The 22,771-nt window shown below is 72.9% G+C and carries 20 protein-coding genes and 2 pseudogenes; 10 read left to right on the forward strand and 12 right to left on the reverse strand.

The window, feature by feature from the left end:
• Positions 1–253: 253 nt before the first annotated feature.
• Positions 254–676: an effector-associated constant component EACC1 gene (locus tag ACZ55U_RS11555; RefSeq protein WP_465524980.1), complete on the forward strand. Its 423-nt coding sequence runs from the start codon at positions 254–256 to the stop codon at positions 674–676.
• Positions 669–5,342, forward strand: coding sequence for a caspase, EACC1-associated type (locus ACZ55U_RS11560; protein WP_465524982.1), 4,674 nt, complete (start codon positions 669–671; stop codon positions 5,340–5,342). The genes ACZ55U_RS11555 and ACZ55U_RS11560 overlap by 8 nt, the downstream gene beginning before the upstream one ends.
• A gap of 401 nt (positions 5,343–5,743) precedes the next feature.
• On the opposite strand, the gene ACZ55U_RS11565 is transcribed toward ACZ55U_RS11560, so the two are convergent.
• On the reverse strand, positions 5,744–5,923 hold the full coding sequence (locus ACZ55U_RS11565) for a hypothetical protein (RefSeq protein ID WP_465524984.1): 180 nt from the start codon (positions 5,921–5,923) through the stop codon (positions 5,744–5,746).
• Between ACZ55U_RS11565 and ACZ55U_RS11570 the strand changes: the two genes are divergently transcribed.
• A complete protein-coding gene (locus ACZ55U_RS11570; RefSeq protein WP_465524986.1) occupies positions 5,922–6,416 on the forward strand; it encodes a hypothetical protein in 495 nt (164 codons plus the stop codon). The two genes, ACZ55U_RS11565 and ACZ55U_RS11570, sit on opposite strands and share 2 nt — an antisense overlap.
• Before the next feature lie 205 nt (positions 6,417–6,621).
• Here the strand turns inward: ACZ55U_RS11570 and ACZ55U_RS11575 are convergent, their stop codons facing one another.
• The 3 genes and pseudogenes from ACZ55U_RS11575 to ACZ55U_RS11585 form a co-directional block, all read right to left on the reverse strand.
• Positions 6,622–6,873 (reverse strand): hypothetical protein, encoded by a 252-nt coding sequence (locus ACZ55U_RS11575; RefSeq protein ID WP_465524988.1) that lies wholly within the window; start codon positions 6,871–6,873, stop codon positions 6,622–6,624.
• A gap of 1 nt (position 6,874) precedes the next feature.
• The gene (locus ACZ55U_RS11580; protein ID WP_465524990.1) at positions 6,875–7,375 is read right to left on the reverse strand and encodes an NUDIX domain-containing protein; all 501 of its coding nucleotides are present in this window, start codon (positions 7,373–7,375) and stop codon (positions 6,875–6,877) included.
• 496 nt (positions 7,376–7,871) lie between these two features.
• A pseudogene (locus ACZ55U_RS11585) lies at positions 7,872–8,244 on the reverse strand (winged helix-turn-helix transcriptional regulator).
• Between the two features lie 77 nt (positions 8,245–8,321).
• Here ACZ55U_RS11585 and ACZ55U_RS11590 point away from each other — a divergent pair.
• On the forward strand, positions 8,322–8,969 hold the full coding sequence (locus tag ACZ55U_RS11590; protein ID WP_465524992.1) for an NADPH-dependent F420 reductase: 648 nt from the start codon (positions 8,322–8,324) through the stop codon (positions 8,967–8,969).
• A gap of 130 nt (positions 8,970–9,099) precedes the next feature.
• On the opposite strand, the gene ACZ55U_RS11595 is transcribed toward ACZ55U_RS11590, so the two are convergent.
• Positions 9,100–10,038, reverse strand: a complete 939-nt coding sequence (locus tag ACZ55U_RS11595; RefSeq protein ID WP_465524994.1) for a GlxA family transcriptional regulator — start codon at positions 10,036–10,038, stop codon at positions 9,100–9,102.
• Positions 10,039–10,272: 234 nt separating this feature from the next.
• Here ACZ55U_RS11595 and ACZ55U_RS11600 point away from each other — a divergent pair.
• The 3 genes and pseudogenes from ACZ55U_RS11600 to ACZ55U_RS11610 all read left to right on the forward strand — a co-directional run bounded on the left by ACZ55U_RS11600 (position 10,273) and on the right by ACZ55U_RS11610 (position 11,547).
• Positions 10,273–10,766, forward strand: a pseudogene (locus ACZ55U_RS11600) (hypothetical protein).
• On the forward strand, positions 10,763–11,092 hold the full coding sequence (locus ACZ55U_RS11605; RefSeq protein WP_465524996.1) for a DUF3817 domain-containing protein: 330 nt from the start codon (positions 10,763–10,765) through the stop codon (positions 11,090–11,092). The pseudogene ACZ55U_RS11600 and the gene ACZ55U_RS11605 overlap by 4 nt, the downstream one beginning before the upstream one ends.
• A complete protein-coding gene (locus ACZ55U_RS11610; RefSeq protein ID WP_465524998.1) occupies positions 11,089–11,547 on the forward strand; it encodes a DUF6010 family protein in 459 nt (152 codons plus the stop codon). The genes ACZ55U_RS11605 and ACZ55U_RS11610 overlap by 4 nt, the downstream gene beginning before the upstream one ends.
• A gap of 271 nt (positions 11,548–11,818) precedes the next feature.
• Here the strand turns inward: ACZ55U_RS11610 and ACZ55U_RS11615 are convergent, their stop codons facing one another.
• Positions 11,819–12,910, reverse strand: a complete 1,092-nt coding sequence (locus ACZ55U_RS11615) for a DUF5937 family protein (RefSeq protein WP_465525000.1) — start codon at positions 12,908–12,910, stop codon at positions 11,819–11,821.
• A gap of 100 nt (positions 12,911–13,010) precedes the next feature.
• Between ACZ55U_RS11615 and ACZ55U_RS11620 the strand changes: the two genes are divergently transcribed.
• The gene (locus ACZ55U_RS11620) at positions 13,011–13,217 is read left to right on the forward strand and encodes a hypothetical protein (RefSeq protein ID WP_465525002.1); all 207 of its coding nucleotides are present in this window, start codon (positions 13,011–13,013) and stop codon (positions 13,215–13,217) included.
• 110 nt (positions 13,218–13,327) lie between these two features.
• On the opposite strand, the gene ACZ55U_RS11625 is transcribed toward ACZ55U_RS11620, so the two are convergent.
• Both ACZ55U_RS11625 and ACZ55U_RS11630 read right to left on the reverse strand, forming a co-directional pair.
• On the reverse strand, positions 13,328–14,752 hold the full coding sequence (locus ACZ55U_RS11625; protein ID WP_465525004.1) for an APC family permease: 1,425 nt from the start codon (positions 14,750–14,752) through the stop codon (positions 13,328–13,330).
• Between the two features lie 18 nt (positions 14,753–14,770).
• Positions 14,771–15,652 carry a proline iminopeptidase-family hydrolase gene (locus ACZ55U_RS11630; protein ID WP_465525006.1) on the reverse strand — a complete coding sequence of 294 codons (882 nt, stop codon included), beginning with the start codon at positions 15,650–15,652 and terminating at the stop codon, positions 14,771–14,773.
• A 90-nt stretch (positions 15,653–15,742) separates the two neighbouring features.
• Between ACZ55U_RS11630 and ACZ55U_RS11635 the strand changes: the two genes are divergently transcribed.
• A complete protein-coding gene (locus ACZ55U_RS11635) occupies positions 15,743–16,537 on the forward strand; it encodes a FadR/GntR family transcriptional regulator (protein WP_465525008.1) in 795 nt (264 codons plus the stop codon).
• 57 nt (positions 16,538–16,594) lie between these two features.
• Here ACZ55U_RS11635 and ACZ55U_RS11640 read toward each other — a convergent pair whose 3' ends face one another.
• The 4 genes from ACZ55U_RS11640 to ACZ55U_RS11655 all read right to left on the reverse strand — a co-directional run bounded on the left by ACZ55U_RS11640 (position 16,595) and on the right by ACZ55U_RS11655 (position 20,079).
• Positions 16,595–17,224, reverse strand: a complete 630-nt coding sequence (locus tag ACZ55U_RS11640) for a LysE family translocator (RefSeq protein WP_465525010.1) — start codon at positions 17,222–17,224, stop codon at positions 16,595–16,597.
• A 163-nt stretch (positions 17,225–17,387) separates the two neighbouring features.
• Positions 17,388–17,939, reverse strand: a complete 552-nt coding sequence (locus tag ACZ55U_RS11645) for a YciI family protein (protein WP_465525012.1) — start codon at positions 17,937–17,939, stop codon at positions 17,388–17,390.
• A gap of 79 nt (positions 17,940–18,018) precedes the next feature.
• Positions 18,019–19,329: an MFS transporter gene (locus ACZ55U_RS11650; protein ID WP_465525014.1), complete on the reverse strand. Its 1,311-nt coding sequence runs from the start codon at positions 19,327–19,329 to the stop codon at positions 18,019–18,021.
• 147 nt (positions 19,330–19,476) lie between these two features.
• Entirely contained in the window at positions 19,477–20,079 is a 603-nt protein-coding gene (locus ACZ55U_RS11655; protein ID WP_465525016.1) for a DoxX family protein, read from the reverse strand.
• 601 nt (positions 20,080–20,680) lie between these two features.
• Between ACZ55U_RS11655 and ACZ55U_RS11660 the strand changes: the two genes are divergently transcribed.
• Positions 20,681–22,696, forward strand: coding sequence for a M4 family metallopeptidase (locus ACZ55U_RS11660; protein ID WP_465525207.1), 2,016 nt, complete (start codon positions 20,681–20,683; stop codon positions 22,694–22,696).
• Positions 22,697–22,771 lie beyond the last annotated feature (75 nt).

The following is a 22,771-nucleotide window of genomic DNA, read 5'->3' on the forward strand; positions in this document are numbered from 1 at the left end:
CGCACCGCTCCGTGGACTTGTGCATCCCGTGCGCAGTGGTCGTCGACCTTGCGCGTCGACTCGTGGACACGGGTACCCGTGTGGGTTGAGCCGCTTCGTCCGCGCTGGTGCGTCGAAGGGCGGACGCACATCGCGTGTCCGCCCTTCGACGCACGTGGCCCACTCGGGGGCGTCAGTTCGAAGGTTGACTACGGCCAGTTGGGTGGGTGACGCTATGTCATGTCCACTCGCCGAGTCGTACCTTGGGGGGACTGTGGGCGATCTTCTGACGATCAGGGTGGCCGGCGACGACCGGGCCGCCGTCGCTTCCCTGCTGGCCTGGCTGCGGGCCGAGGACGAACTCCGGGGGCGTGTCGAGCTGGTCGGGGCGCCGCCCCCGCCCGGCGCGCTGGGCGCGGTCGCGGACGTGCTCACCGTCGCGGTCGGTGCGGGCGGGGCGATCTCCGGCCTGACGAGCGCGCTGATAGCGTGGATCCGGCGTCGCGCGGGCAACACCGTGGTTCAGGTGACGCGTGCGGACGGGAGTTCCATCGAGCTGCGGGCGACGGCCGTTCATGGACTCAACGCCGAGGGAATCGCCGCCCTCGTGCGGGAGGTCGGCGAATCGCTCACCAGCGAGCCGAGCCCAGGAGCTGCCGCAGGACCGGCCTCGACCCAGTCAACCCGCGGTGAGTGACAGCGGCCTGCCGCTGGGGCTTCCCGGAGCGCGGGTGCTGGTGGTGGGGACCGGGAGCCACGTGCCCGGCTCGGTCCTTCCGGCGGTCCCCGCGGCGGCCGGCACCGTGCACGCGGTCGCGAACGCGCTGATCACCAGGTGCGGCCTCGACCCGGCCCATGTGCACACCGTGGTCGACCCGGAGGACCCGTACACGTTCGGCGAGGCGCTGATCGGGGCGGCCGAGTCGGCGGAGACGGTCCTCCTCGTGTACTACGTCGGCCACGGCCTGGTGGGCCTCGACAACGAGCTGTACCTGGCGACCCGCATCACCGACGACCTGACCCGGGGGCTCGCCTACAAGGCGCTGCGCTACTCGGACCTGCGCGAGACCCTGGCCTCCTCCAGGGCGCGGTCGGTCGTCCTCGTCCTGGACTGCTGCTTCTCCGGCCGGGCGGCACCCGTCGGCGGCGCGGCCGACACGTTCGAGACGTCCTATCCCGGCGGCGGGTTCGTCCTGGCCTCCGCCGCACCCGAGGAGCTCGCGCTGGCACCCGCCGGCGCCCCGTACACCGCTTTCAGCGGCGAGCTGCTGCGCCTGCTGGAGGAAGGCGACCCCACCGGGCCGACGCAGCTGACGCTGGAACACGTCTACCGTTCCCTGCGGCGCCGCCTGCGCGAGAAGGGCTTCCCGCTGCCGCGCCGCCAGTCCGAGGGCCAGGTCGGTGAGCTGGTACTGGCTGCCAACCCCGCCTACCGGCCCCCGCACGGACCCCTGGGGGCAGGCGGCTCGGACGGCTCGGACGGTTCGGACGGCGAGGGGCCGAACGGGCCGAACGGCGGCCCGGAGCCCGACCTGGACACCTGCCCCTACCGGGGCCTGGCCCCGTTCGGCTCGGAGGACGCCCGGTTCTTCTTCGGCCGCGAGAAACCGACCCGCGAACTCGTCTCCGCCGTGTCCGCGCGGCTCTCGGACAGCGGTCCGCTCGTGGTCGTCGGCCCCTCCGGCGTCGGCAAGTCCTCTCTCCTGCGCGCGGGCCTGCTGCCGGCGCTGGACCGCGGACTGCCCGCCGCGCCGGAGAGCTTCCGCTGGCCGCGTGCGGTGATCACCCCGGGCGAGCACCCGTTGGCGCAACTCGCACGGGTGCTGGCCGACCTGATCCACCAGGACCCGGAGTCGCTCCGCGAAGAACTGGAGGCGCGACCGGCGTCCGTCGCCGGCCGGCTGGCCGACGGCCTGGCGGAGAGCGGTTCCCGACTGGTGCTGGTGGTCGACCAGTTCGAGGAGCTCTTCACCGCCTGCTCCGACGAACGCGAACGGGAACGGTTCGTCCGGGCGCTCTGGGCCGCGTGCACGCACACCGAGGAGGGAGCGGACCCGCGCGCACTGGTGGTGCTGGGACTGCGCGCCGACTTCTACGGGCACTGCGCGGCCTACCCCGTCCTGGCGGAGGCGATGCGGAGCAGCCAGGTGCTGGTCGACCCGATGCCTCACGAGGAACTGCGCAGCGCCGTCGAGAAGCCGGCCCGGCTCGCCGGACTGAGCCTGGAACCAGGCCTGGTGGACCTGCTGCTGCGCGACCTGCGCACCGGCGCGTCCGACCGGCACGGTACGACGGCGCTGCCGCTGCTGTCGCACGCGCTGCTCGCCACCTGGCAGAACCGGGCGGGCCGCACCCTGACGATGGCGGGCTATCAGACGGCAGGCGGTGTCTGGGGCGCGGTCGCGCGCACCGCGCAGGCCACCTACGACGGATCGGACCCGGCCGCGCGGGAGGCCGCGCGGCGGGTGCTGCTGCGCATGGTGCGCCTCGGCGAAGGCACCGAGGACACCCGGCGAAGGGTCTCACTCGCCGAACTGGACCGCGACGCCGACCCGGCCGTCGCGGCCGTCCTCGACGCGTTCGTCCGCGCCCGGCTGATCGTCCTGGACGGCGGGTACGCCGAGCTGGCCCACGAGGCCCTGCTGCGGGCCTGGCCGCAACTGGCCGAATGGATCGACCACGACAGGGCCGGCCTGCTGGTCCGCCAGCGCCTGCACGAAGCCGCGGACGCCTGGGAGCGGGACGGACGCGACGAGGGGGCGCTGTACCGGGGCGTGCGGCTGGCGGCGGCGCGCCAGTGGATCGAGGAGTCCGCCGAGCATCACGGGATCACGTCGGTGGCACGGGAGTTCGTCGCCGCGGGCACTGCCCGGCAGGAGGCCGAACAGCGGGCCGAGCGCCGTCGCACCACCCGGCTGCGCGCGCTGGCGCTCACCCTGTCCGTGCTGCTGGTCGCCGCGGTCGCCGGGTTCGGTGTGGCGGTGCGGCAGACCCGGGTGGCGGACGAGCAGCGCGACGTCCTCGCCTCCAAGGTGGGGGCGCAGGCCTCCGACCGGGTCAGGGCCACCGATCCGACCCTGGCCCTGCAACTGGCCCTCTCGGCCCGCAAGGTCGCGGACACCCCGGAGGCGCGCGGCAGCCTGTTCAGCGCGGCGATGGCCCCGTACTACACACCGCTCACGGGGCACACGGGCAAAGTCACGAAGCTCGTCCACAGCGCCGACCGGCACCTGCTGGCCAGCCTGAGCGGCGACCGCACCGTCCGGCTCTGGGACCTGTCGGATCCAGGCCGGGCCGAGCCCCGGGCGGTCCGGGACGCCGCCTCCGACAAGGCCGGCCTCGCCCTGAGCGGGGACGGCCGGCTGCTGGCGGTGGGGGACACGGACACCTCCGTGCGGCTGTGGGACGTCACCGATCCCGCCGCTCCGGTCACGGTGGCCACCCTGCCCGACACCAGAGGATCGCTGGCGTTCCGCCCGGACGGCCACGTGCTGGCCGCCGTCGGCAAGGGCCGGTCCGCCCTGTGGGACCTCACCGATCCCCGACGGCCGGTGCGGGCGGGTGCCTTGCCGGACGACACCACCAGGGCGTCGGGCGGCTCCTTCAGCGCGGACGGGCGTCTCCTGGCCGCCGTCGTGGACCTGCCGGACGGCAGCACGGAGGCCCGGCTGTGGAACGTCACGGATCCCGCCAAACCGGTGTTGACCGCCGGGCTCCCCAACAGCCACGCGCTGACGGTGGCCTTCAGCCCCCGGGGAACACTGCTGGCGGTCGGCACCAACCACTGGGGTGTGCAACTGTGGGACACCGGTGACCCGGCCAAGCCGGCCCAGGTCACCCAGCCGGAGAGCAGCCGGAAGCCGGGGCCGCCCTACTCGGAGTACCCGGTGAAGATCGCCTCCGGCCAGATCGTGGCGGCCGTCGCGTTCTCGCCGGACGGCCGGATCCTGGCGTTCGGAAGCTCCGCGGACGACCCGTACAAGGTCGGCCACGCCGGAGCGGTGGACATCACCGACCCGCACGTACCGGACCCCACCGTCAGCTACCCCACCTCCGGCAAGGTCTACTCGGTCGCGGTCGGCGACGACCCGGCGTCCCTGCTCAGCGCGAGCGACGAGCAGGTCATCCGGCGCTGGCACCCCGCCCCCGCGCCGATGATCCCCGACACCGGTGTCCAGGGGACGTTCACCCGGGACGGTGGCGTCCTCGCCTGGGAGTCCGACAGGGGCGGCTACTCGGCCGACCGGGAGCTGCGGCTGTGGCGGACGGCCGGACCGTACGACCTGCGCCCGGCGGGCACGTTCACGGTTCCGAACGGTGGGATCGTGCGCGCGGTCAACCCCCGGACCGTTCTCGCGTTCAGTGACGTGGGCCTCCCGCAGTTGTGGGACGTCACCGACCCGGACCACCCGAGAGCGGGCGGCACGCTCAACCAGATCGCCCCGTTCGTCGAGCACACCGGCAGCATGTCCACCTTCGACACCGACGTGGACTTCGCGGACTGCCTCGTCGTCGTCAACGGGAGCGACGGCCGGATCCACGTGTGGGACGTCGGCGACCCGCTGGCACCGCGACTCCTCTCCACGGTCGAAGCCCCGCAGCCCCCGGGCCGGCTGCACCTCGTCAACCGCAGGCTCGTCTCCGTCGACCGGCTGGAGGACGGCCCGGCACGGGTCTGGGACCTCAGCGACCCCCGCCACCCGATCGCCCTCGCTCCCCTCGACACCGGTGGCGGCTCCGTGGAGGAGGTGCGAGGCGCCGGGGTGATCGCCTTCGCCATCTCCGCGAGCGCGGAGCTGAACCCCAAGATCCTCCGGCTGTGGAACCTGAACGACCCCCAGCACCCTGACCGCGGCGAGCTGCCGGGCGGGATCGTGCACGACTTCTCGATCAGTCACAACGGGCGAACCCTCGCGGTGGCGACCGACAAGGCCATCGACCTCTGGGACATCAGCGACGTCCGCCGGCCCGTGAAGGTCAGGTCCCTCGCCGCCGAGCGGCAGTACTCCGTGGGGTTCAGCCTCGACGACCGGCTGCTCCTCAGCCGTTCCGACTCGCAGCGGCGGGGCGACCCCGAGGCGGCACAGGTACGGCTGTGGCAGGTGGCGGACCCGCGCACCGCCGGCGAGATCGGCACGCTCACCGCTCCCCGTCCCATCCGCATCGCGGGAGTCAACCCCGACGGGAACAGCGTCCTGATCAACGACACGCCCGACGACGACGTGCGCGGCCGGGTCTACCTCGCCGACACCGACATCGACCGGCTCACCGGGCGGCTGTGCGGGGCCGTGGGAGGCACCATCACCATCGAGCAGTGGAAGCAGTACTTTCCCGGTACGCCCTACCAGCCGCCGTGCCGTTGACAGGGGGGCAACGGTCGCCGGACAGGAGGTGAGGGACAGTCGGGACCGTCAGCGCCCGCACCCGGGCGATCAGGGAAGCCGCCGCGGCCTCGCCCGGGGCCGCCCGCCAGTACTCCGGCCACGGCAAGGTCGGCAACGGCCGGATCGGGACGGGTGTCCTCGACCACATCGAGGGGACGGACGGCGCGGTCCGCATCCGCTTCGGCGCCGTTCCGGTCGGACTTCCCGAGCCGGTCGCCGAGCTGACCCTCCACCATGTCGCCGTCCGCCGCAGCCATGCCGTCCGAGCGTGAGCGGACGCACGCCGGCTCTTTCCCGGCGGCCGGCCCGGCCGTCCGATCAGCGCCTGGGCGATGGGAGAATGACTGCGCAAGCTCGGCACCAAACTCTCGGAGACCCGCTCAACCGCTCTGTTCCAGCCGGCCGCCGAGCCGCCGGCTGCCGTTCTCGCCCGCACCCTCGGCATCGGCGTCACCGTCGCCGTCAAACGGCAGCGCGCCGCCGTCGGCGACTGGGCCGCCCACGCCGCCGAGGTCGGCCGGCGCTCCAGCCGTGTTCACCAGCAAGGAGAAGACCGACATGCCCCTCGACGACCGGCACGCGTGGACGCTGCTGCGAGAACTCGATGATCCGGAGCACATGGAGTTCCCGCGCGATTACGACCACACGGCTACCCGGGCCCGGTTCGACCAACTCGCTGCCAGGCTGGATCAGCGGTTCGACTGCACCTGCCTCGTCGACCGAGGCGTCCAGGACGCCAGCCACCACGGGACGATCGTCATCCCCACCAGCGCGACGGCCAGCGGCGACCACATCGTCATCCGTGTCAGCAACTTCGGCAATCTGGCCGCGGTGACGCTGGGCCACCCGGGCAGCTACGACGAGGAAGAAGAGAACCTCCTCCTCGACACTGCCGACCGGCACCGCATCGAGGACGAACTCGAAGGGCTCGGCTACATCGCCATATCCGGGCACCTGCTCCGGACCGACTACGACGGTGCCAGCGAACTCGTTTCCTACTTCCCGCCCGAGTACCCCCCGACCTGGCGGACCCGCTTCTTCGACTACCTGTGAGTCAGCCCCCGAGCAGCCCTTGGGGGCAGGCATTCGGACGGTTCCAGTACCGACTCCACCATGACGCACTCGCAGGAGCTGGAGACCGGGATGGCGCCGGTGCCGGACGGCTGGGAGCCAAGGGATACCGTCGCCCGATCCGAGGGCGACCCGTACGGGTTCCGTGCGCTTCCCGGTGACGGCGACGAAGGCTCAGTGACACGCGCTACGGATCGGTGGGGCCGAGGCCGGACGGTGGGCGCGGCGGGCCGGGGGCGAGGTGTTCCAGGATCTCGTCGACGCCGCCGTCGGGCCGGTAGAGGGTGCGGTAGGCGTAGAGGTGGGTGGCGCCGGGGAGGGTGGCGACGCCTTCGGCGGTGAGGGTGCGGCCCTCGGTGATGGCGCGCAGCCGAAGGTCGACGTCGGGCGGCAGGCGGGCCTGGTCGGGTGCGGGCGGGCGGCGGTGGCGGCCGGGCATGTCAGGCCCCGGCCTTCTCGGCGGGCCCGATCAGGGCGCGTGGGTCCGCGCCGGGGGCCCAGCCGTGGACGGAGAAGCCCCGGCCGCCGTTCAGGTAGGCGGTGAGGGCGGCGTGGGCGGTGGGGAACATCGGGGTCGGCAGCGCGCCGACGTCCCGCCACTCCACGGCGAGGTGTTTGTCCGGCTCGGTGTTGGCCGGCTCGCCGTGCCAGCGCGTGGCGGCGAACGCGGAGAGCAGGAACGGGGTCCTGCCGTCCCAGCCGGCCCTGACCTGGACGGTGTGGACCAGCCGCAGTTCCTCGGGGTCGACGGTGAGGCCGGTCTCCTCCCGCAGTTCGCGGGCGGCGGCCTCGTCCAGGCGTTCGCCCTCCTCGACCTTGCCGCCCGGCACCGTCCACACCGGGTTCGCGGACCAGCCGTGGTTCGCGTAGTGGACGCAGAGGATCCGGGCCGCCGCCTCGTCGTGGACGATGACACACACGGCCTGGCGCAGGGACTCCATGGACGACACTCCGACCGGTAGGGGGACTTGGGGCGCGACGGCTCCGCGGCGGTGCTCGGCCCGGCCGGCCCGGCGGCGGAGACCGCACTGCCCTCGGTGATCCGGGCTCCGGCGTGCGCGGTACCGACAGTGACAGGCAGCTTACTGCGCGCGGGCGCGGGACGACCCCGGGACTACGGAGCTTGCCTGCCATGAACCGGCTACCGCCGTACCGGAGCCCGGCCATGCCCTTCCCCGGCCACCCGCAGGCCCACCGCCCTTACCGGGCAGGGGACTTCCGGTCGCCGAGCACGCCCACGCGCACACGACCAAGCTCCCGGTCCGGCATCGTGAGCGGGATCGTCCGTCGGCCGAGCGGTACGTCCGCGCGGCCGTCAAAGTGAGCGACCACCACGAGGAGTTGCTGTCAGCGGGGACGCGCACCGAGCCGTCGGCCAGTGCTCCCGGGGCGAGGTCGTGGCGGGCCCGGGGGCTGCCGAGCCGCCGGCCAGGGGCGTCAGCCGCGATGGTGCCCGGCCGCCTCCGCCTGCTCCCGGGCTGCCATCACGTCGTCGCCGTGTTCGAAGGCCCAGGCGCCGAACGCCTCCACCGGCTCCAGCAGTGTCCGCCCCAGCCCGGTGAGGCCGTACTCCACGTGCGGCGGTGAACCGGCGTACGCGTGGCGCTCCACCAGGCCGTTGAACTGGAGCCGACGCAGCGTCTCCGTGAGTACCTTGGGGCTGATCCCCCCCGATCCGCTCGCGCAGGTCACCGGGCCGCGAGGGCCCCTCGCGCAGCGCCCACACCACGACGGCGTTCCAGGTGTTGGCGAGCAGGTCGAAGGCGAGCCGGGCGCGGCAGTCGGCGATGAAGCCGTGGTCAGTGGTCACTTACCAGATGGTGCCCGAGCGGTTTCCTAGTGTCGTCCCGATTCGACTGACAGGTCGTCGCGAGGAGGTCGGGCAGGATGAGGATCGGGATCGCCGGTACGGGAAGCATGGCGCGGGCACTGGGTGCGCGGTGGGCGCGGGCCGGCCACGACGTGCTGGTGGGCGGGCGGGACACGGCCCGTGCCGCTGTGCTCGCCGACCGGATCGGAGCACGGGCGGGAACGGTGCGGGACGCCGCCGAGCACGGCCGGGAGGCGGTGTTGCTGGCCGTGCCGTACTCGGTGGCGGTGGGCGTGGTGTCCGGCCTGGCGGACGCCCTGCGGGGACGGACGCTGGTCGACTGCACCAACCCGGTGGCGCCGGGCTTCGTCCTGGAGACCCGGGGCGGGCCCTCGGCCGCCGAGCGCATCGCGGCCGCGGCGCCCGGCGCGTCGGTGGTCAAGGCGTTCAACCTCTGTCACGAGAGCGTGTGGTCCAGGACCCCGCCCGTCTTCGGCGGGCGCCCGCTCGCGGTGCCGCTCTGCGGTGACGACGCACCGGCTCTCGAAACCGTCCGGCTCCTCGTCCGTGATCTCGGCTGCGTGCCGCTCAACGGAGGAGGGCTCGACCGGGCGGGCCTGCTGGAGGCGACGGCGGCGTTCCTGATCGGTCTGTGGGTGGGCGAGGGCGCGGACGCTCAGGCGATCGCGCCGCCGCTGGAGTACGCGGGGGTCGACCCTTCCTGATCCGCGATCCCGCCGCCGGATCCGCCAGGGCGGCGACGGCCACCGGGTGATCACCGGGGTTGTGCCGACTCCCCACCGTCCGCCCGTCCGCCCGTCCGCCCGGCAGCAGCCGGCCGGCCGGGCGCCGCAGTCAGCTGAAGGTGCGGCGGTAGGTCTGCGGGCTGACTCCGGTGGTGCGCTTGAAGCGGTCGCGGAAGGTGGTGGGGGAGCCGAAGCCGACCTGGGCGCCGATGCGTTCGACGGAGTGCCCGGTGGTCTCCAGCAGGTGCTGTGCCCGGCGCACGCGGGCCCGGTACAGCCACTGGAGCGGGGTGGTCCCGGTCTGCTCGCGGAACCGGCGGATCAGCGTCCGGGTGCTGGTCCCGGACTGCGCGGCGATGTCGGCCAGGGTGAGGTCGCGGGCCAGGTTGTCCCGCAACCAGACCAGCAAGGGCTCCAGTTCGGAACCCTGCGGGGTGGGCGCGTGGTCGGCGACGATGAACTGCGCCTGCCCGCCCTCCCGTTCCAGGGGCATCACCGACAGCCGGGCCGCGTCGGCGGCGACGGCCGAACCGTAGTCGCGGCGGATCAGGTGCAGGCACAGGTCCATGCCCGCGGCCGCGCCCGCCGAGGTGAGGAACTGGCCGTTGTCGACGTAGAGGACGTCCGGATCGACCTCGATCTCCGGGTGCCGGGCGGCCAGCAGCGGGGCCGCGAGCCAGTGCGTGGTCGCCCGCAGCCCGTCGAGCAGGCCGGTGGCGGCCAGCGGGAAGGTGCCCACGCACAGGGAGGCGATCCGCGTTCCGTCGGCGGCGGCCGACCGCAGGGCGTCGCGCACGGACGGCGGCAGCGGCGCCACGGGATCGCCGATGCCGGGCACGATGATCGTGTCCGCGCCGCGCAGACCCTCCAGGCCCCAGGGGGCGCGCAGCCGGAACGTCCCCGTGTCGATCTCCTCGCGCTCCGCGCAGACCCTGATCCGGTAGCCGGGGCGCCCGTCGGGCAACCGGGTGCGGCTGAACACCTCGATCGGGGTGGACAGATCGAACGGGATCACCTGTTCCAGCGCCAGGATCGCGACGGTGTGCATGGCCGGAACCCACCCTCTCGTCGGCTCGGCCGCGTCCCGGCCGGCAGTGCTGAACCATCATGTCAGCGCAGTGCGACAGCTTGCGGAAGCCGTTGGCGTTTTCCCGTTGAAGACTGTCACTCGTGCCACTGGGCGATCACGGTGGCGGCCGGTTGACTTCAGGCGTCCGTCAACGACACCCGGAGGTACACCCATGCACATCGGCGCGCACCCGACCGGCCAGGAGCGCCGGGCGTGACCAAGCTCTTCCTGTCCCTGCACGTCCTGGCCGCCGTCGTCGCCGTCGGCCCGGTCACCGTCGCCGCGAGCATGTTTCCGGCGACGCTGCGCCGCGACGGCTCTGACGGCCGCGACGACTCCGGCGGCTCCGGCAGCGACAAGCAGGCGACCCTGCGGACGCTGCACCGGATCTGCCGGGTCTACGCGGGGGTCGGCATCGCCGTTCCCGTGTTCGGCTTCGCGACGGCCGCCGGCCTCGGTGTCCTCGGCAGCCCGTGGCTCATCACCTCGATGGTGCTGACGGCGGCCCCCGCCGGGGTCCTGGTCCTGCTGATCCTCCCCGCGCAGAGCCGAGCACTGGACCGGGCAGCAGGCTCCGGCCCGTCCGGGAGACGGCCGCCGCCCCGCCGCCGGGCCGACTGGCCATGTTCACCGGCGTGTTCAACCTGCTGTGGGCCGCCGTCACCGTGCTGATGATCGTCCGTCCCGGCTCCACGACGGGGGTGTGACCGTGCACCCACGCCACCTGCGGCGCCCGCGCCGGCCACATCACCCGCGCCACCTGCACACCGCGGCCCATGCCGAACTCGCCTCGCTGGCACTGATGTCGGCCAACCTGTTCACCGTCCACCTGAAACCCGTCTCCGCGCTGCTGGGCCCCACCCACGGCTGCGCCTACCTGTTCGTCGTGGTCGCGACCTGGCGCCTGGCGGAGGCGACGGCCGCTGCCAAGGCCCTGGCCCTCGTCCCGGGAGCCGGCGGGCTGCTCGCACTGCGGCGACTGGGCACCACCGAACCCACCCGGGACCAACCGAAGGAGGCCGTCCCGTCATGAGCTACGTCGCGCCGATCATCGTCGGCATCGTCTACTGCCTGCTGATGTCCCTGATCAAGGAACCGCACCGGCGCCGCTTCAACGCGATCATGGTGGCCGGGGCCGGCGCCGCCTACCTGAGCGGCGGCGGCTTCGGCCCCTGGGAACTGCCGGTCGTCGCCCTCACGGCGTACGTCGCCTACCGGGGCCTGGAATCCTGGACCTTCATCGGCATCGGCTGGCTGCTGCACACCGCGTGGGACGTGGCCCACACCCTCAAGGGCAATCCGATCCTGCCCTTCGCCCACACCTCGTCCACGGGCTGCGCCATCTGCGATCCCGTCATCGCCCTCTGGTGCTTCCGCGGCGGCCCCACGGTGACCATCCTCGTCCGCCGCCGGGCCGAACCTGCCTCTGACGGCGGGATCTCCGACGCCGGCCGGGCTGGCCGTCCTGACCGGGAGATCGCGGCCTGACGGCGGCGCCGCCCTCTCGGCGGGCGTTCGGGACCGGTTCGGGCTGCCGCCGCGAGGGGCCGCGGGTGGAGGCCGTGCCCGATTCCGGCGGTCCCCCGCGGTCGGATGGAGCCGCCGGTGCGGGGTAGCGCTTCGCGCCGGCCGTGGCCGGCCGTACGGCGCGTCGGAGCGGCGACCGGACCCGGCCCGGGCATTCTCCGCTCGGGCACGGGGGCCGTCGCGCCCGGGGCCGACGCGTCCCCACCACCCCTCCGCCGTACCGCGCCGCCCGCTACCGCAGCACCGACTCCAGGAAGTCGCTGCCGAGCCGCACCACCACCGACAGGTCGAGCTGGTGCAGGACGTAGCGCCCCCGGCGCCGGGTGATCAGCAGCCCGGCCTTCCGCAGGACGGCGAGGTGGCGGGAGACCTCGGGGGCGGTGATGCCGTACGCGTCGGCCAGCTCGCTCGTCGAGTACGCGCTGCGCGAGAGGTTGCGGCACAGGCTCATCCGCATCGGGTGGGTCAGCGCGTCCAGGCGCAACCTGACCGCCTCCACCGGCTCGGTGCCGCCCACCTCGTGGGAGGCGGCCGGGTACTGGATCACGGGCTGCCAGCCCGGCGAGTACAGGGAGAACAGGTGCGGCCAGCCGAAGACCGTCGGCAGCAGGGTGACGGCGGTGCCGCGCGCCTCGGTGCGCCCGTGCACCAGCTTGTCGACGACGATGCGGCTGCCGCTCTCGTCCTCCTCCAGGCTCAGCGCCGACGACGCCGCGGTGAGCGCCTGCGCCAGGCCCTTGCGGCGCAGCAGCTCGGTCTTGTGCCGGGCGTCGGCGGCGAGCTGGACGCCGACCCGGCGCCAGGTGTCGGCGAAGAACGCCTGGTCGCAGTCCTCCAGCAGGCGCCGTATCCACGCCCGGGTGGCGGTGGGCTCGGCGAGCATCCGCTCGACGAAGGCCGCCTGGCGCGGGCCGCGGGCCGCCGCCAGGTCGAGCGCGCGGCGCCGTGCCCACGCGTCGACCAGCGGCGATGGCAGGCCCTTGGGGTAGTGGCTGGTGCTGCACGAGATCTCCAGGGCCGCGCCGACGAACCTCTCGTCGTCCATGCGGTCGAGGTCGTCCAGCTCCTCGGCGAGGGTCTCCCGCGGCTGGGCGGGCATCAGGAAGTCGGAGCGCGTCGAGCGCCACATGAAGTCGGCTTCCAGCAGCCGGTCGGCCAGCTCCGCTTCGAGTGCGGCGGAGGTCGCCGTCGTCCAGGCGTGCAGCCGGACGTGGTGAGCGGGTTCGGCGAGCGCGTGCAGCGCGTTGCCGAGCTCGGCCAGCGGCGAGGGGCAGAAGGTGATCCGCTCGTGCGGCAGTCCGGTGATGTCGATGGTCACGCTCACCCCCCAATGATGCAGGTCCGGGCGAGGACGCCCGCACGTCGTTTGACCAGGGCCGTCAATCGACGGGACCTGCGGCGCGGCCCCGGTGGAAGGTGAGCGCATGAACGCACTCCAGCAGCACCTCTTCGACAGCTACCGGGCCGCCCAGCACGGCGAACCCGCCCCGCCCCTGCCCGGCACCCACGACGTCGCGGCGCTGCGCGCGGCCCGCGACCACCGCCGCTTCGAGGCCGTCCTCGCCGGCCGCCCCACCACCGGGCGGCTGCGCTTCGCCCTGCGCCGCTGGCTCGACCCCGGGGCCTGCTGAGGGGTGTCCGGCGGGTGGCCTCCGAGCCGCCACGGGCGTGCCCGGTCGTGCCGGGGAATGCCGGGGAATATCGGAGAGTGCCGGGGAGCGCCTCCTCCACGGGACAGCCCTCAGTGACCGGCCGGGGCCACCGCTCCGGTGTCCGTGTCCGTGTCCGTGTGGGTGTCCGCGCCCGTGTCGCGTTCGCGGAACGCCCAGTAGCCCGCGATGCCGACGCCGACGAGCAGCCATACCAGGCCCACGAGTTGGGCGTGCGGATTGGCGTTCCACAGGGCGTAGCCGAGCACCAGGATGCCGAGCAGGGGCGAGATCCAGTGCAGGAACCAGTTCCGGCTGCGCCCCCGGATGCCGAAGTGGACGACGACGGCGACGTTGAGCAGGATGTAGGCGGTCAGCGCGCCGAAGGTGACGAGCGTGGTGAGCAGTTCCTGCTGGGTGGTGCCGACGACGCCGACGACCAGGGACAGTCCGGCGATCAGGAACATCGCGTTCCGGGGCACCTGGTGCTTGCCGACTTCCGCGAAGACGGCGGGCAGTTGACGGTCGCGGGCCATGCTGAACACCAGGCGGCTGGAGGTGGCCTGGGAGGCGATCGAGTTGGCGAAGATCGCGACGAGGGCGGACGTCAGGGTGATGACCACCTTGAACCACGGCCCGACGACCTTGCTGGCGATGTCGTAGAACGCGTTGTTGACGGGATCGCCGTCCGCGAAGACGGTGTCGGTGGGCACGAAGATCGCGGCGAGGTACACCTGACTGACGAACAGCAGGGTGACGACGACGAGGACGATCATGGTCGCCTTCGACACGGTCCTTCCGCCACCCTTCGCCTCTTCGTTCAGGGTGGAGATCGCGTCGAAGCCGATGTAGCTGAGGGCGGCGATGGGGATCGCGCCGAAGACGATCTCCCAGGAGAACTCGTCGGCCCGGAAGATCGGGTCGAGGGAGAACGTTCCGCGCCCCTGGGCGACGGCGATCGCGGCGCCGATCACGAAGACCGCGAGGACGAGGCACTGGACGACCAGGAACACCAGGTTCATGCCGGCGGTGAGGGTGATGCCGCGCAGGTTGATCGCCGCCGCGAGGACGACGAAGAGGATCACCCACACGAATCCCGGCACGCCCGGAACGACGCTCGTCATCGCGGCCGCGGCGAACACCGAGAGCAGGGCCGGGAGCAGGAGGTAGTCCAGCAGGATCGCCCACCCCGAGACGAATCCGAAGAACCGGTTGATGCCGAGGCGGACGTAGGAGTAGACGGACCCGGCGACGGGGAAGCGCTTCGCCATCTCCTTGTAGCTCATCGCGCTGAACACCATGGCGACGCCGGCGACGACGTACACCAGGGCGGGCATGCCGTGGGAGAAGTTGTAGATGATGCCGAAGACCGCGAGCGGTGCCATCGGGACCATGTAGATGAGCCCGAACACGACGACGTCGCCGAGCGACATCGTCCGCTTGAGTTCCTGCGCGTACCCGAGTTCTTCGAGGGTGGCGTCAGGTCTTGACAGGTCGTGGTGGTGCGGACTGGCCAAGGGACTTTCCTTCCGGAACTAGTGGGCACCGAGGAAGCCGCGGAGCGCGGCGAGGTAGGCCTCGGGCTGTTCGAGGTGGACGTTGTGGGTGCCCGGCAGGACGGCGAACTCACTGCGCGGGTTGGCTCCGGCGAACTCGCGGAGGGTGCCGGGGCGCGCTTCGTCGTCCGTGCCGGAGATCCAGAGCGTGGGGACGTCCACGGAGGCGGCGATCCCGGAGAGGTCGGTGCCGCGGAGGGTCCCGGTCTGGCTGAACTCGTTCGGCCCCCACATGCTCTCGTACACGTCGGTCGCCAGTCGGCTCATCGAGTCCCGCAGGGGGCTCGGCCAGGGGTCCAGGGCGCAGAAGTGCCGGCGGTAGAACTCCTTCTCGGCGTCCGCGTAGCCCGGCTCGCCCGGCCCGGCGTCGATCGCGTGCCGCATCGGCGCCGGCAGGTCGCCGGTCAGCCGCCGGGCGTCCTCGCACCACCGGTCGACGCTGACCAGGGGGCTCGCGAGGACCAGGGACGCGACCCGTGCGGGGTGGGCGGAGTAGGAGGAGAGCGCGAGGAGCCCGCCCCAGGAGTGCCCGAAGAGGTGGACCCGGTCGTAGCCGAGGTGTTCGCGCACGAGGTCCACGTGCTCGGTGAAGACCCCGAGGGTGAGGGCGGCCGGATCGGCGGGGCTGTCGGATCGTCCGCAGCCGAGCTGGTCGAACACGATCACGGGGCGTTCGTCGGCGAGTTCGAACAGCGGGGACAGGTACTCGCCGGGCATCCCCGGCCCTCCGTGCAGCACGAGCAACGGGAGCCCGGCGGTGTGGTCCGGGACGTGTGCGCGGTAGGCCAGACGCCCTTGCGGGGTCGGGACGAAACCCGTCCGAACATCGACTTCAGGTCGTATGGGGGGAGATGTCAGCACCTCGACTCCTTTGGCTGGTGGCCCACCTTCTCACAAAAGGTTCTGTGGGGGAACCTTTAAGGGGATGGACCCCTGGCGGATGATGGAGGGGTGCCGGAACCTGAAGAGATCCACGTCGAACCGTTCCCGCGGGACGCCCGGTCGCGGACGCTGGGGGAGCAGATCGGGGACCGCCTGATCGTCGCGATCGCGATCGGCGAGTACCTGCCCGGGGTGCAACTCCCGCCGGAGCGAGAGCTCGCCGAGTCCCTGGGGGTGGGGCGGGTGACGGTGCGCGCCGCGATCGCCCGGCTCGTGGACCTCGGGCTCCTGCGGAAGCGGCGCGGGCGCAGCGGCGGCACCTTCGTCATCGGCTCGGACGCCGTGCGCACGGAGTCCGAGATCGTCCGGGTCCTCACCGCCGCACGCGCACGACTGCTCGACCAGTACGAGGCGGAGAGCTGGATGCACGGAGCCATCGCGGCGGCGGCGGCGCAACGCCACACCGGGTCCGACCGGGAGACGCTGCTGGTCCGCCTCGACGAGTTCCGGGCGGCGGGCTCGGGGCCCGAAGCCCAGGCCGCGGACGAGCTGCTGCACGAGACGATCGCGAACGCGGCTCAGAGCCCGGCGCTGCACGACGCCCTGCTGACGCTGGAACGCCGCATCCACATCCGTGCTCCGCTGCATCCCTGGGGGACGGAGCCGACCTGGCAGGACATGGAGCGCCGGGCCCTGCGCGATCACGAACGCCTCGTCGACGCGATCCTCGCGCGGGACGTGGCCGCGGCCCACGAGATCGGGCGCCTGCACGCCCGCATCAACATCGAGCACATCGAAGCGGCCCACTTCAACGCGGCCCACTTCAACACCCGGACAGGGACGGACGAACAGCCCGGGGCCTGAGGTCCGTCGCCGGGGCGTTCCGCCGCCCGGCGAAGGACCTCACTGAGGGGGCGTCGCTCAGCGTTCCACGGCGAGGCGCACGCCCAGGCCGATGAACACGCCGCCGGTCGCCACGTCGATCCGGCGGCGTGCGGCCCGGCGACGGCCGAGCCAGTTCCCGATCCGGCCCGCGAGCACACCCACGGTGCCGTCCACCAGGAACTCCAGCCCGACGAAGACCGCGCCGAGGATCAGGAACTGCAACCAGACGTGGCCGAGCCGGGGATCGACGAACTGGGGGAGGAAGGCGATCGTGAAGGTGACCATCTTCGGGTTCACCAGGTTCGTCAGCAGCCCGCGGAGGTACGCGCGGCGGCCGGAGATCCGGCCCGCGCCCGCCTGCTCGACCTGCTCCTCGCCACGGTGGCGGATGGCCTGCACGCCGAGGTACACGAGGTAACCGGCGCCCAGCAGGCGCAGCGCGGTGAACGCGGTCGGCGCGGCCGCGAAGAACGCGGACAGTCCGCCGGCCGCGAGCGCGATGTGCACGATCTCGCTGGTCGCGACCCCGGCGGTGGCGAGCAGTCCGGCCCGCGCGCCGCCGCGCATCCCGCAGCCGAGGACGAACAGCATGTCGGGTCCCGGGCTGATCATCGCAACGAAGGTGGTGATGAGGAACAGGGCGAAGAGGTGCTGTTCGACAGGCATGGGCCGATGCTCGTGCGGGCGGGGTGGCCGCGCAAGCGATATTCGGGCCCCGGGACGCGGCCGCCGCCGCCCGGTTTGGGCCCACGCGGGCCGGAAGCGTCCCGCGCGCACGGTCACGGATCCGGACGGACTTCGTGTCAGCCCCGGCCGGGTGCCTCGGGGTTCAGGAGGGCCGTCCGCCGAACTGCCAGCCGTGCACCTCGATGTCGGCGTACCGGGCGGGGGTCAGGATGGCGCGGGCCGCCTCCGGGGCCGGTGCCCGGACCAGCGCCGCCGTGCCCAGCCAGGTGGCGCCGTCGTCGGACAGCAGCGGCCCGTAGGCGATCAGCTCGTCCTGGCCGGACGGCCGGGCGAGGTCGGCGGGCCGCACCGGACCGAGGCCCAGCACCAGGTAGCGGTTGCCGCCGGTCCGGCCGCCGGGGAAGTCCCACATGGTGCGCCCCAGCAGGTTGCGCCAGCGCCGCAGCAGCACGTCACGGTAGGCGCCGGCCTGGTAGCCGGGCTCGTCGAAGGCGAACGCGCGGGCGGCGGCGGGATCCGGGAGGTCGACGATGTGCACGCTGCCGGTGAGCGTGCCGCCGTCGGCGGAGAAGGTCGGGCCGCGGGCGATCATCTCCTTCGCGTACCGGTCCATGTAGGACCAGTGCTCCTCCAGCAGTTCCCTGCGCAGTGCGCCGGAGCCCGGCCGATCGCGGTGGTAGACGAAGAACTCCATGGCTGGAGGATCTCCTGAAGCCGGTCGCCGCGTCGAGCGGCGGGGAGAAGGGCTCCGCCCCGAAGGCGGAGACGACGGCTCAGTGCCCGGCCGCCCCCTGATCGGTCGCCAGCCGCGCGGGTCCGTCGGGCTGCCCCTGCCCCTGCCCCGCCGCCGTGCCGCCCGGTGTCCCGGGCCGGGTGCGTTCGGCCCAGGCGGCCACCGGCGGGCCGGCCGCGCCCAGGGCGGCGAAGAACACGGCGAGGAGCAGCCACCCGGTGTGGCCGAGCGCGAGGACGACGCCGGTCAGGATCGCGGGCGCGAGGGCCTGGCCCGCGTCGAAGCCGATGCCGAGGAAGCCCTGGTACTGCCCCTGGGCGTGGTCGGGGGCGAGCCCGAAGCCGAGCGCGTAGCCGCCCGAGGACTCCCACACCTCTCCGACGCTGTGGACGCTCACGGCGAGGACGGCGAGCACCGGTGCGACCCAGGTGGGGACGTCGGCGGTCAGCGCCATCAGCGGGCAGCTGACGAGGAACAGGATCCCGGCGAGGCGCAGGGCGCGCCCGCCCTGCCGGGGGGTCTCCACCGTGGAGCCGAGCCTGCTCTGGAGCAGGACGCAGACGACGCTGTTGACCGCGTAGACCGCGGCCACCGTCCAGCGAGGGGCGTCGGTGTGGGCGCTGAGCCAGAGCGGCAGCAGCAGGGAGACGGTCGGGTACTGGAGGCCCAGGGCGCTGTAGAGGGCGACGAAGGACACGTACGGCCGGTCGGTCAGGACGGCCCACTGGCGGTGTTCCCCGGGCCGGGGCAGCGGCGGGTAGTGCGGCAGGCCCAGGAGGGCGACCAGCGCGGCGCCGGCGAAGCTGGCGGCGTTGGCGAGGATCAGCGCGGTGTAGGCGGCGCGGGTGTCGGCCTGGATGGCGAAGGCCGCGCCGACGGTGCCCACCACGACGCCGAGGTTGACGAAGGTGCGCAGTCTGGCCCGGAAGGCGGCCGGGCTCTCGCTGCCGACCCTGGCGATCAGCGCGCCGCCCGCGGCGCCGGCCGCCGTGGCCGCCAGCCGGTCCAGGGTGGCCACCAGGGTGAAGGCGAACCAGCCGTCGATGAGGACGAACGCCGCCATGGTGACGGCCTGAAGGGTCTGGGCCGTCAGCCAGACCGCGCGCGGCCCGTACCGGTCGGCCAGGTTCCCCGCCGGCACCCCGGCCGCCAGGCCGCAGACGCCGGCGATCGTCAGACCCGCTCCCACCTGGGCGGCGGGCAGGTGCACCACGAGCGTGAAGTAGAGGACGGCGGCGGTGTTGAACAGACCGTTGCCGACCCTGCTGACGAAACTGGCGATGATCAGCGCTCGCTGCGGTCCGGTATCCGACCCGCCGCCCGCCCACCGCCTGGACCCCCTCCTGGACATGCCAATCAGGCTAACAGGAGCGCCCGCCGCCGCTTCGACGCCACTGCCCGGCCCCGCAGCTGGTGGTGCCGCCGGCGAGGAGCGTCAAGTGGCCCTCCCCGAGCCCGGGTTGACCTAACCGGGCCCGGGATGTCCCCGCCCGCCGCGCTACGGCGACGGGCGGGGGCCGACCGCCAGGCGGTGCCCGGCGGATGGCCGCGCCGGGTCGGGCGCCGCGGAGGCCGTCGCCGGGAGGGCGGGCTCCTCGGGCGCCGGCCCGGCGTGCCCGGCGGACTCGGCCCGTTCCGCTCCCCGGGTGGCGACGGTGAGGCAGGCCGCGATCAGCACGATGTTCTTGAGGACGTACTGCCCGTCCATCGTCGGGACGGGCGGGACACCGTCCACCCACACGTCCTCCGGCAGCAGGACGAGCGTCGCGAACACCCCGGCCATGTGCGTGAAGAACACGGCCAGGGTGAGGGGCAGCAGCAGCCCGGTGACCAGCCCGGCCCCGATCAGGACCTCCATGAGCGCCAGCAGGGGCCGGGAGACGCCGGGTGGCACCAGGTCGAAGGTCATCACGCTCATGCAGCGGGTGGCGAGGTCCTCCGCGGGGCTGGCCCCGGGGACGAACTTGAGCAGCCCGAACCAGAGGTAGACCAGCCCGACACTGATCCGCAGGACCGCGGGGGCCACCCGCCGGTAGCCGCGGGAGAAAGCCCCGGCCCGGCGTCTGCCCGACCGCACCGCCCGTGCGAGATACGACTCCATCCGCCCCTCCTTCAGATCCCTTCACGGTCCCGGGCACCGAAGAGGACGGGACGCACCGGGGGCTGGCGGGATCCGGGTGAGGGGCTGCCCGAAGGACCAGCCGGGCGCGGACTGTCAGGTGCCGGCTCGGAGTTCCGCAGCTTAGCGCCCTCGTGGCGCCATGGATAGGTTGATCGCTTTGCCAGATCGTGGGATGACGCTCCGTCCGCGCGGCTGTTCGCTCCGTCTCCGGAATCGAACCGGCACCCCGGCCGCCGCCGGGCCGGGGTCCTGACCGTCGCCGGGCCGAGGCCCTGACCGTCGCCGGAGCGCAGCCGGGCCGACGCCGCTGACGTGGCATCAACCAGGCGCGAAGAAGCCCGGATCGGCGTGGAGCCGGCCCCGCGGACTTGACAGAACTTGACACCCCCGGCCCCCAGTGGTCCAAACCATTGACCAGGCCATGACGTCGTGTGAATGTTCGGGAACCCGAGCGCGGACGGCCCGCACGGCCGTCCCCACATCACGGCCCCGCGGTGTGCCACCAGCCATGCCGTCCGCGTCGAGGAACCCCCACATGCAAGGAGCCTCGATGCAACACAGAGTTTCCGCGGGCCGGTTGCTGACCGCTGCGACCACCCTGACCGTGCTGGCCGGCATGATCGCCGCCACCGCCGGGCCGGCCACCGCCGCGCCCACCCCGGCCCCGGCGCCGAGCGCCCTGGCCGCCGCCGTGAACGCCGCCGACGCCGCGGCCGCGAGCGGACTGGATGCGCTGGCCAAGGGCCAGGACGAGACGTACGAGCGCAAGGCCGTCACCCCGTGGCTCGGCGGCCTCTACTCCGTCGCGTACGAGCGCAGCTACCACGGCCTGCCCGTGGTCGGCGGCGACGCCGTCGTGCTCTCCGACGGACAGGGCAAGGTCCGCGGCCTCCAGTCGGCCGCCCGCGGCCCGGTCAGCGCGCCCACCAAGGCGAGGATCAGCGCCGAGAAGGCGGAGCGGACCGCGCGCACCAAGCTGGCCTCGGTCGACGCGGTGGAGTCCCGCCGCCTGGTCGTCCGGGTCACCGACGGCGCCGCCGGCCGGCTCGCCTGGGAGACCGTGCTCACCGGCCGCACCGACTCCGCGCCCAGCCGGCTGCACGTCTTCGTGGACGCCGTCACCGGCGAGGTCGTCGACAGCTACGACGACGTCCGCGCCGGCACCGTGAACAGCAAGTGGAACGGCCCCGGCCCGCTCACCATCAGCACCACCAACTCCGGTGGCTCGTACTCGCTGCGCGACCCGGGCCGCCCCGGCCTGAGCTGCTCCGACTACAGCACCGGCCAGGTCTTCTCCAAGTCCAGCGACTCCTGGGGCAACGGCAGCCCCTCCAGCAAGGAGACCGGCTGCGGCGACGCCATGTACGCCGCGCAGCAGGAGTGGAACATGCTGCGCGACTGGCTCGGCCGCAACGGACACGACGGCAACGGCGGCAGCTGGCCGATCAAGGTCGGCCTCAACGACGTGAACGCGTACTGGGACGGCAGTTCGGTGTCCATCGGCCACAGCCAGGCCGGTGAGTGGATCGGCTCCCAGGACGTGGTCGGCCACGAGTTCGGGCACGGCATCGACCAGTACACCCCGGGCGGCGCCAACAACGAGAACGGCCTCGGCGAGGGCACCGGCGACATCTTCGGCGCGCTCACCAAGGAGTACAGCAACCAGCCGGCGCCCTACGACTACCCGGACTACCAGGTCGGCCGGCAGATCAACCTGGTCGGCAACGGCCCGATCCGCAACATGTACAACCCCTCGCTGGTGAGCAACAACCCCAACTGCTACTCGGCCTCCATCCCCAGCACCGAGGTCCACGCGGCCGCCGGTCCGCTGAACCACTGGTTCTACCTGCTGGCCCTGGGCTCCAACCCGGGCGGCGGCAAGCCCTCCAGCCCGACCTGCAACAACTCCTCCGTCACCGGCATCGGGGTCAAGCAGGCCGGCCAGGTCTTCTACGGCGGCATGCTGCTCAAGACCAGCGGCATGACCTACAAGCGCTACCGCACCACCACCCTGACGGCGGCCAAGAACCTCGACCCGACCTGCGGCCTGTTCAACCAGACGAAGGCCGCCTGGGACGCGATCAGCGTGCCCGCCCAGACCGGTGACCCGACCTGCTCGTCCAACCCGGGCAGCAACGACTTCTCGCTCTCGCTCACCCCGGGCTCCGGCTCCGTCCAGCCCGGCGCCTCCACCACGGCGACGGTGAACACCGCCGTCGTCTCGGGCGCCGCGCAGAGCGTCAGCCTGACCGCCTCGGGCCTGCCGTCGGGCGTCACCGCCACGTTCAACCCCTCGTCGGTGCAGGCCGGTTCGTCCGCCACGCTGACCCTCGCGGCCTCCTCGACGGCGGCCTCCGGGACGTACCAGATCACCGTGACCGGCACCGCCGGCGCCACCACCCACACCGCCCAGTACACCCTGGCCGTCGGTGGCGGCGGCACCCCGAACCCGGGCGGCACCTGGGCCGCCGGAACCACCTACCAGGCCGGTGACGTGGTGACCTACAACGGGGTCAGCTACCGCTGCCTCCAGGGCCACACCGCCCAGGTCGGCTGGGAGCCGCCGAACGTCCCGGCGCTCTGGCAGCGGGTGTGACCGGCAGTCGGTGACAGTTGGTGACAACTAGTGACAACGGGTGACAACCGCTGAAACCCGGTGAAACACGCCGCG

It is taken from the genome of Kitasatospora sp. NPDC034533, from assembly GCF_055575155.1.

What these genes read in the sequence shown, in the direction of transcription:
- ACZ55U_RS11570 (WP_465524986.1), top strand. Translation starts at nt 5,922, where the DNA reads ATGCCCCTCGACGACCGGCACGCGTGGACGCTGCTGCGAGAACTCGAT.
- ACZ55U_RS11565 (WP_465524984.1), bottom strand. Translation starts at nt 5,923, where the DNA reads ATGTCGGTCTTCTCCTTGCTGGTGAACACGGCTGGAGCGCCGGCCGAC.
- ACZ55U_RS11575 (WP_465524988.1), bottom strand. Translation starts at nt 6,873, where the DNA reads ATGCCCGGCCGCCACCGCCGCCCGCCCGCACCCGACCAGGCCCGCCTG.
- ACZ55U_RS11580 (WP_465524990.1), bottom strand. Translation starts at nt 7,375, where the DNA reads ATGGAGTCCCTGCGCCAGGCCGTGTGTGTCATCGTCCACGACGAGGCG.
- ACZ55U_RS11590 (WP_465524992.1), top strand. Translation starts at nt 8,322, where the DNA reads ATGAGGATCGGGATCGCCGGTACGGGAAGCATGGCGCGGGCACTGGGT.
- ACZ55U_RS11595 (WP_465524994.1), bottom strand. Translation starts at nt 10,038, where the DNA reads ATGCACACCGTCGCGATCCTGGCGCTGGAACAGGTGATCCCGTTCGAT.
- ACZ55U_RS11610 (WP_465524998.1), top strand. Translation starts at nt 11,089, where the DNA reads ATGAGCTACGTCGCGCCGATCATCGTCGGCATCGTCTACTGCCTGCTG.
- ACZ55U_RS11620 (WP_465525002.1), top strand. Translation starts at nt 13,011, where the DNA reads ATGAACGCACTCCAGCAGCACCTCTTCGACAGCTACCGGGCCGCCCAG.
- ACZ55U_RS11640 (WP_465525010.1), bottom strand. Translation starts at nt 17,224, where the DNA reads ATGCCTGTCGAACAGCACCTCTTCGCCCTGTTCCTCATCACCACCTTC.
- ACZ55U_RS11645 (WP_465525012.1), bottom strand. Translation starts at nt 17,939, where the DNA reads ATGGAGTTCTTCGTCTACCACCGCGATCGGCCGGGCTCCGGCGCACTG.
- ACZ55U_RS11650 (WP_465525014.1), bottom strand. Translation starts at nt 19,329, where the DNA reads ATGTCCAGGAGGGGGTCCAGGCGGTGGGCGGGCGGCGGGTCGGATACC.
- ACZ55U_RS11655 (WP_465525016.1), bottom strand. Translation starts at nt 20,079, where the DNA reads ATGGAGTCGTATCTCGCACGGGCGGTGCGGTCGGGCAGACGCCGGGCC.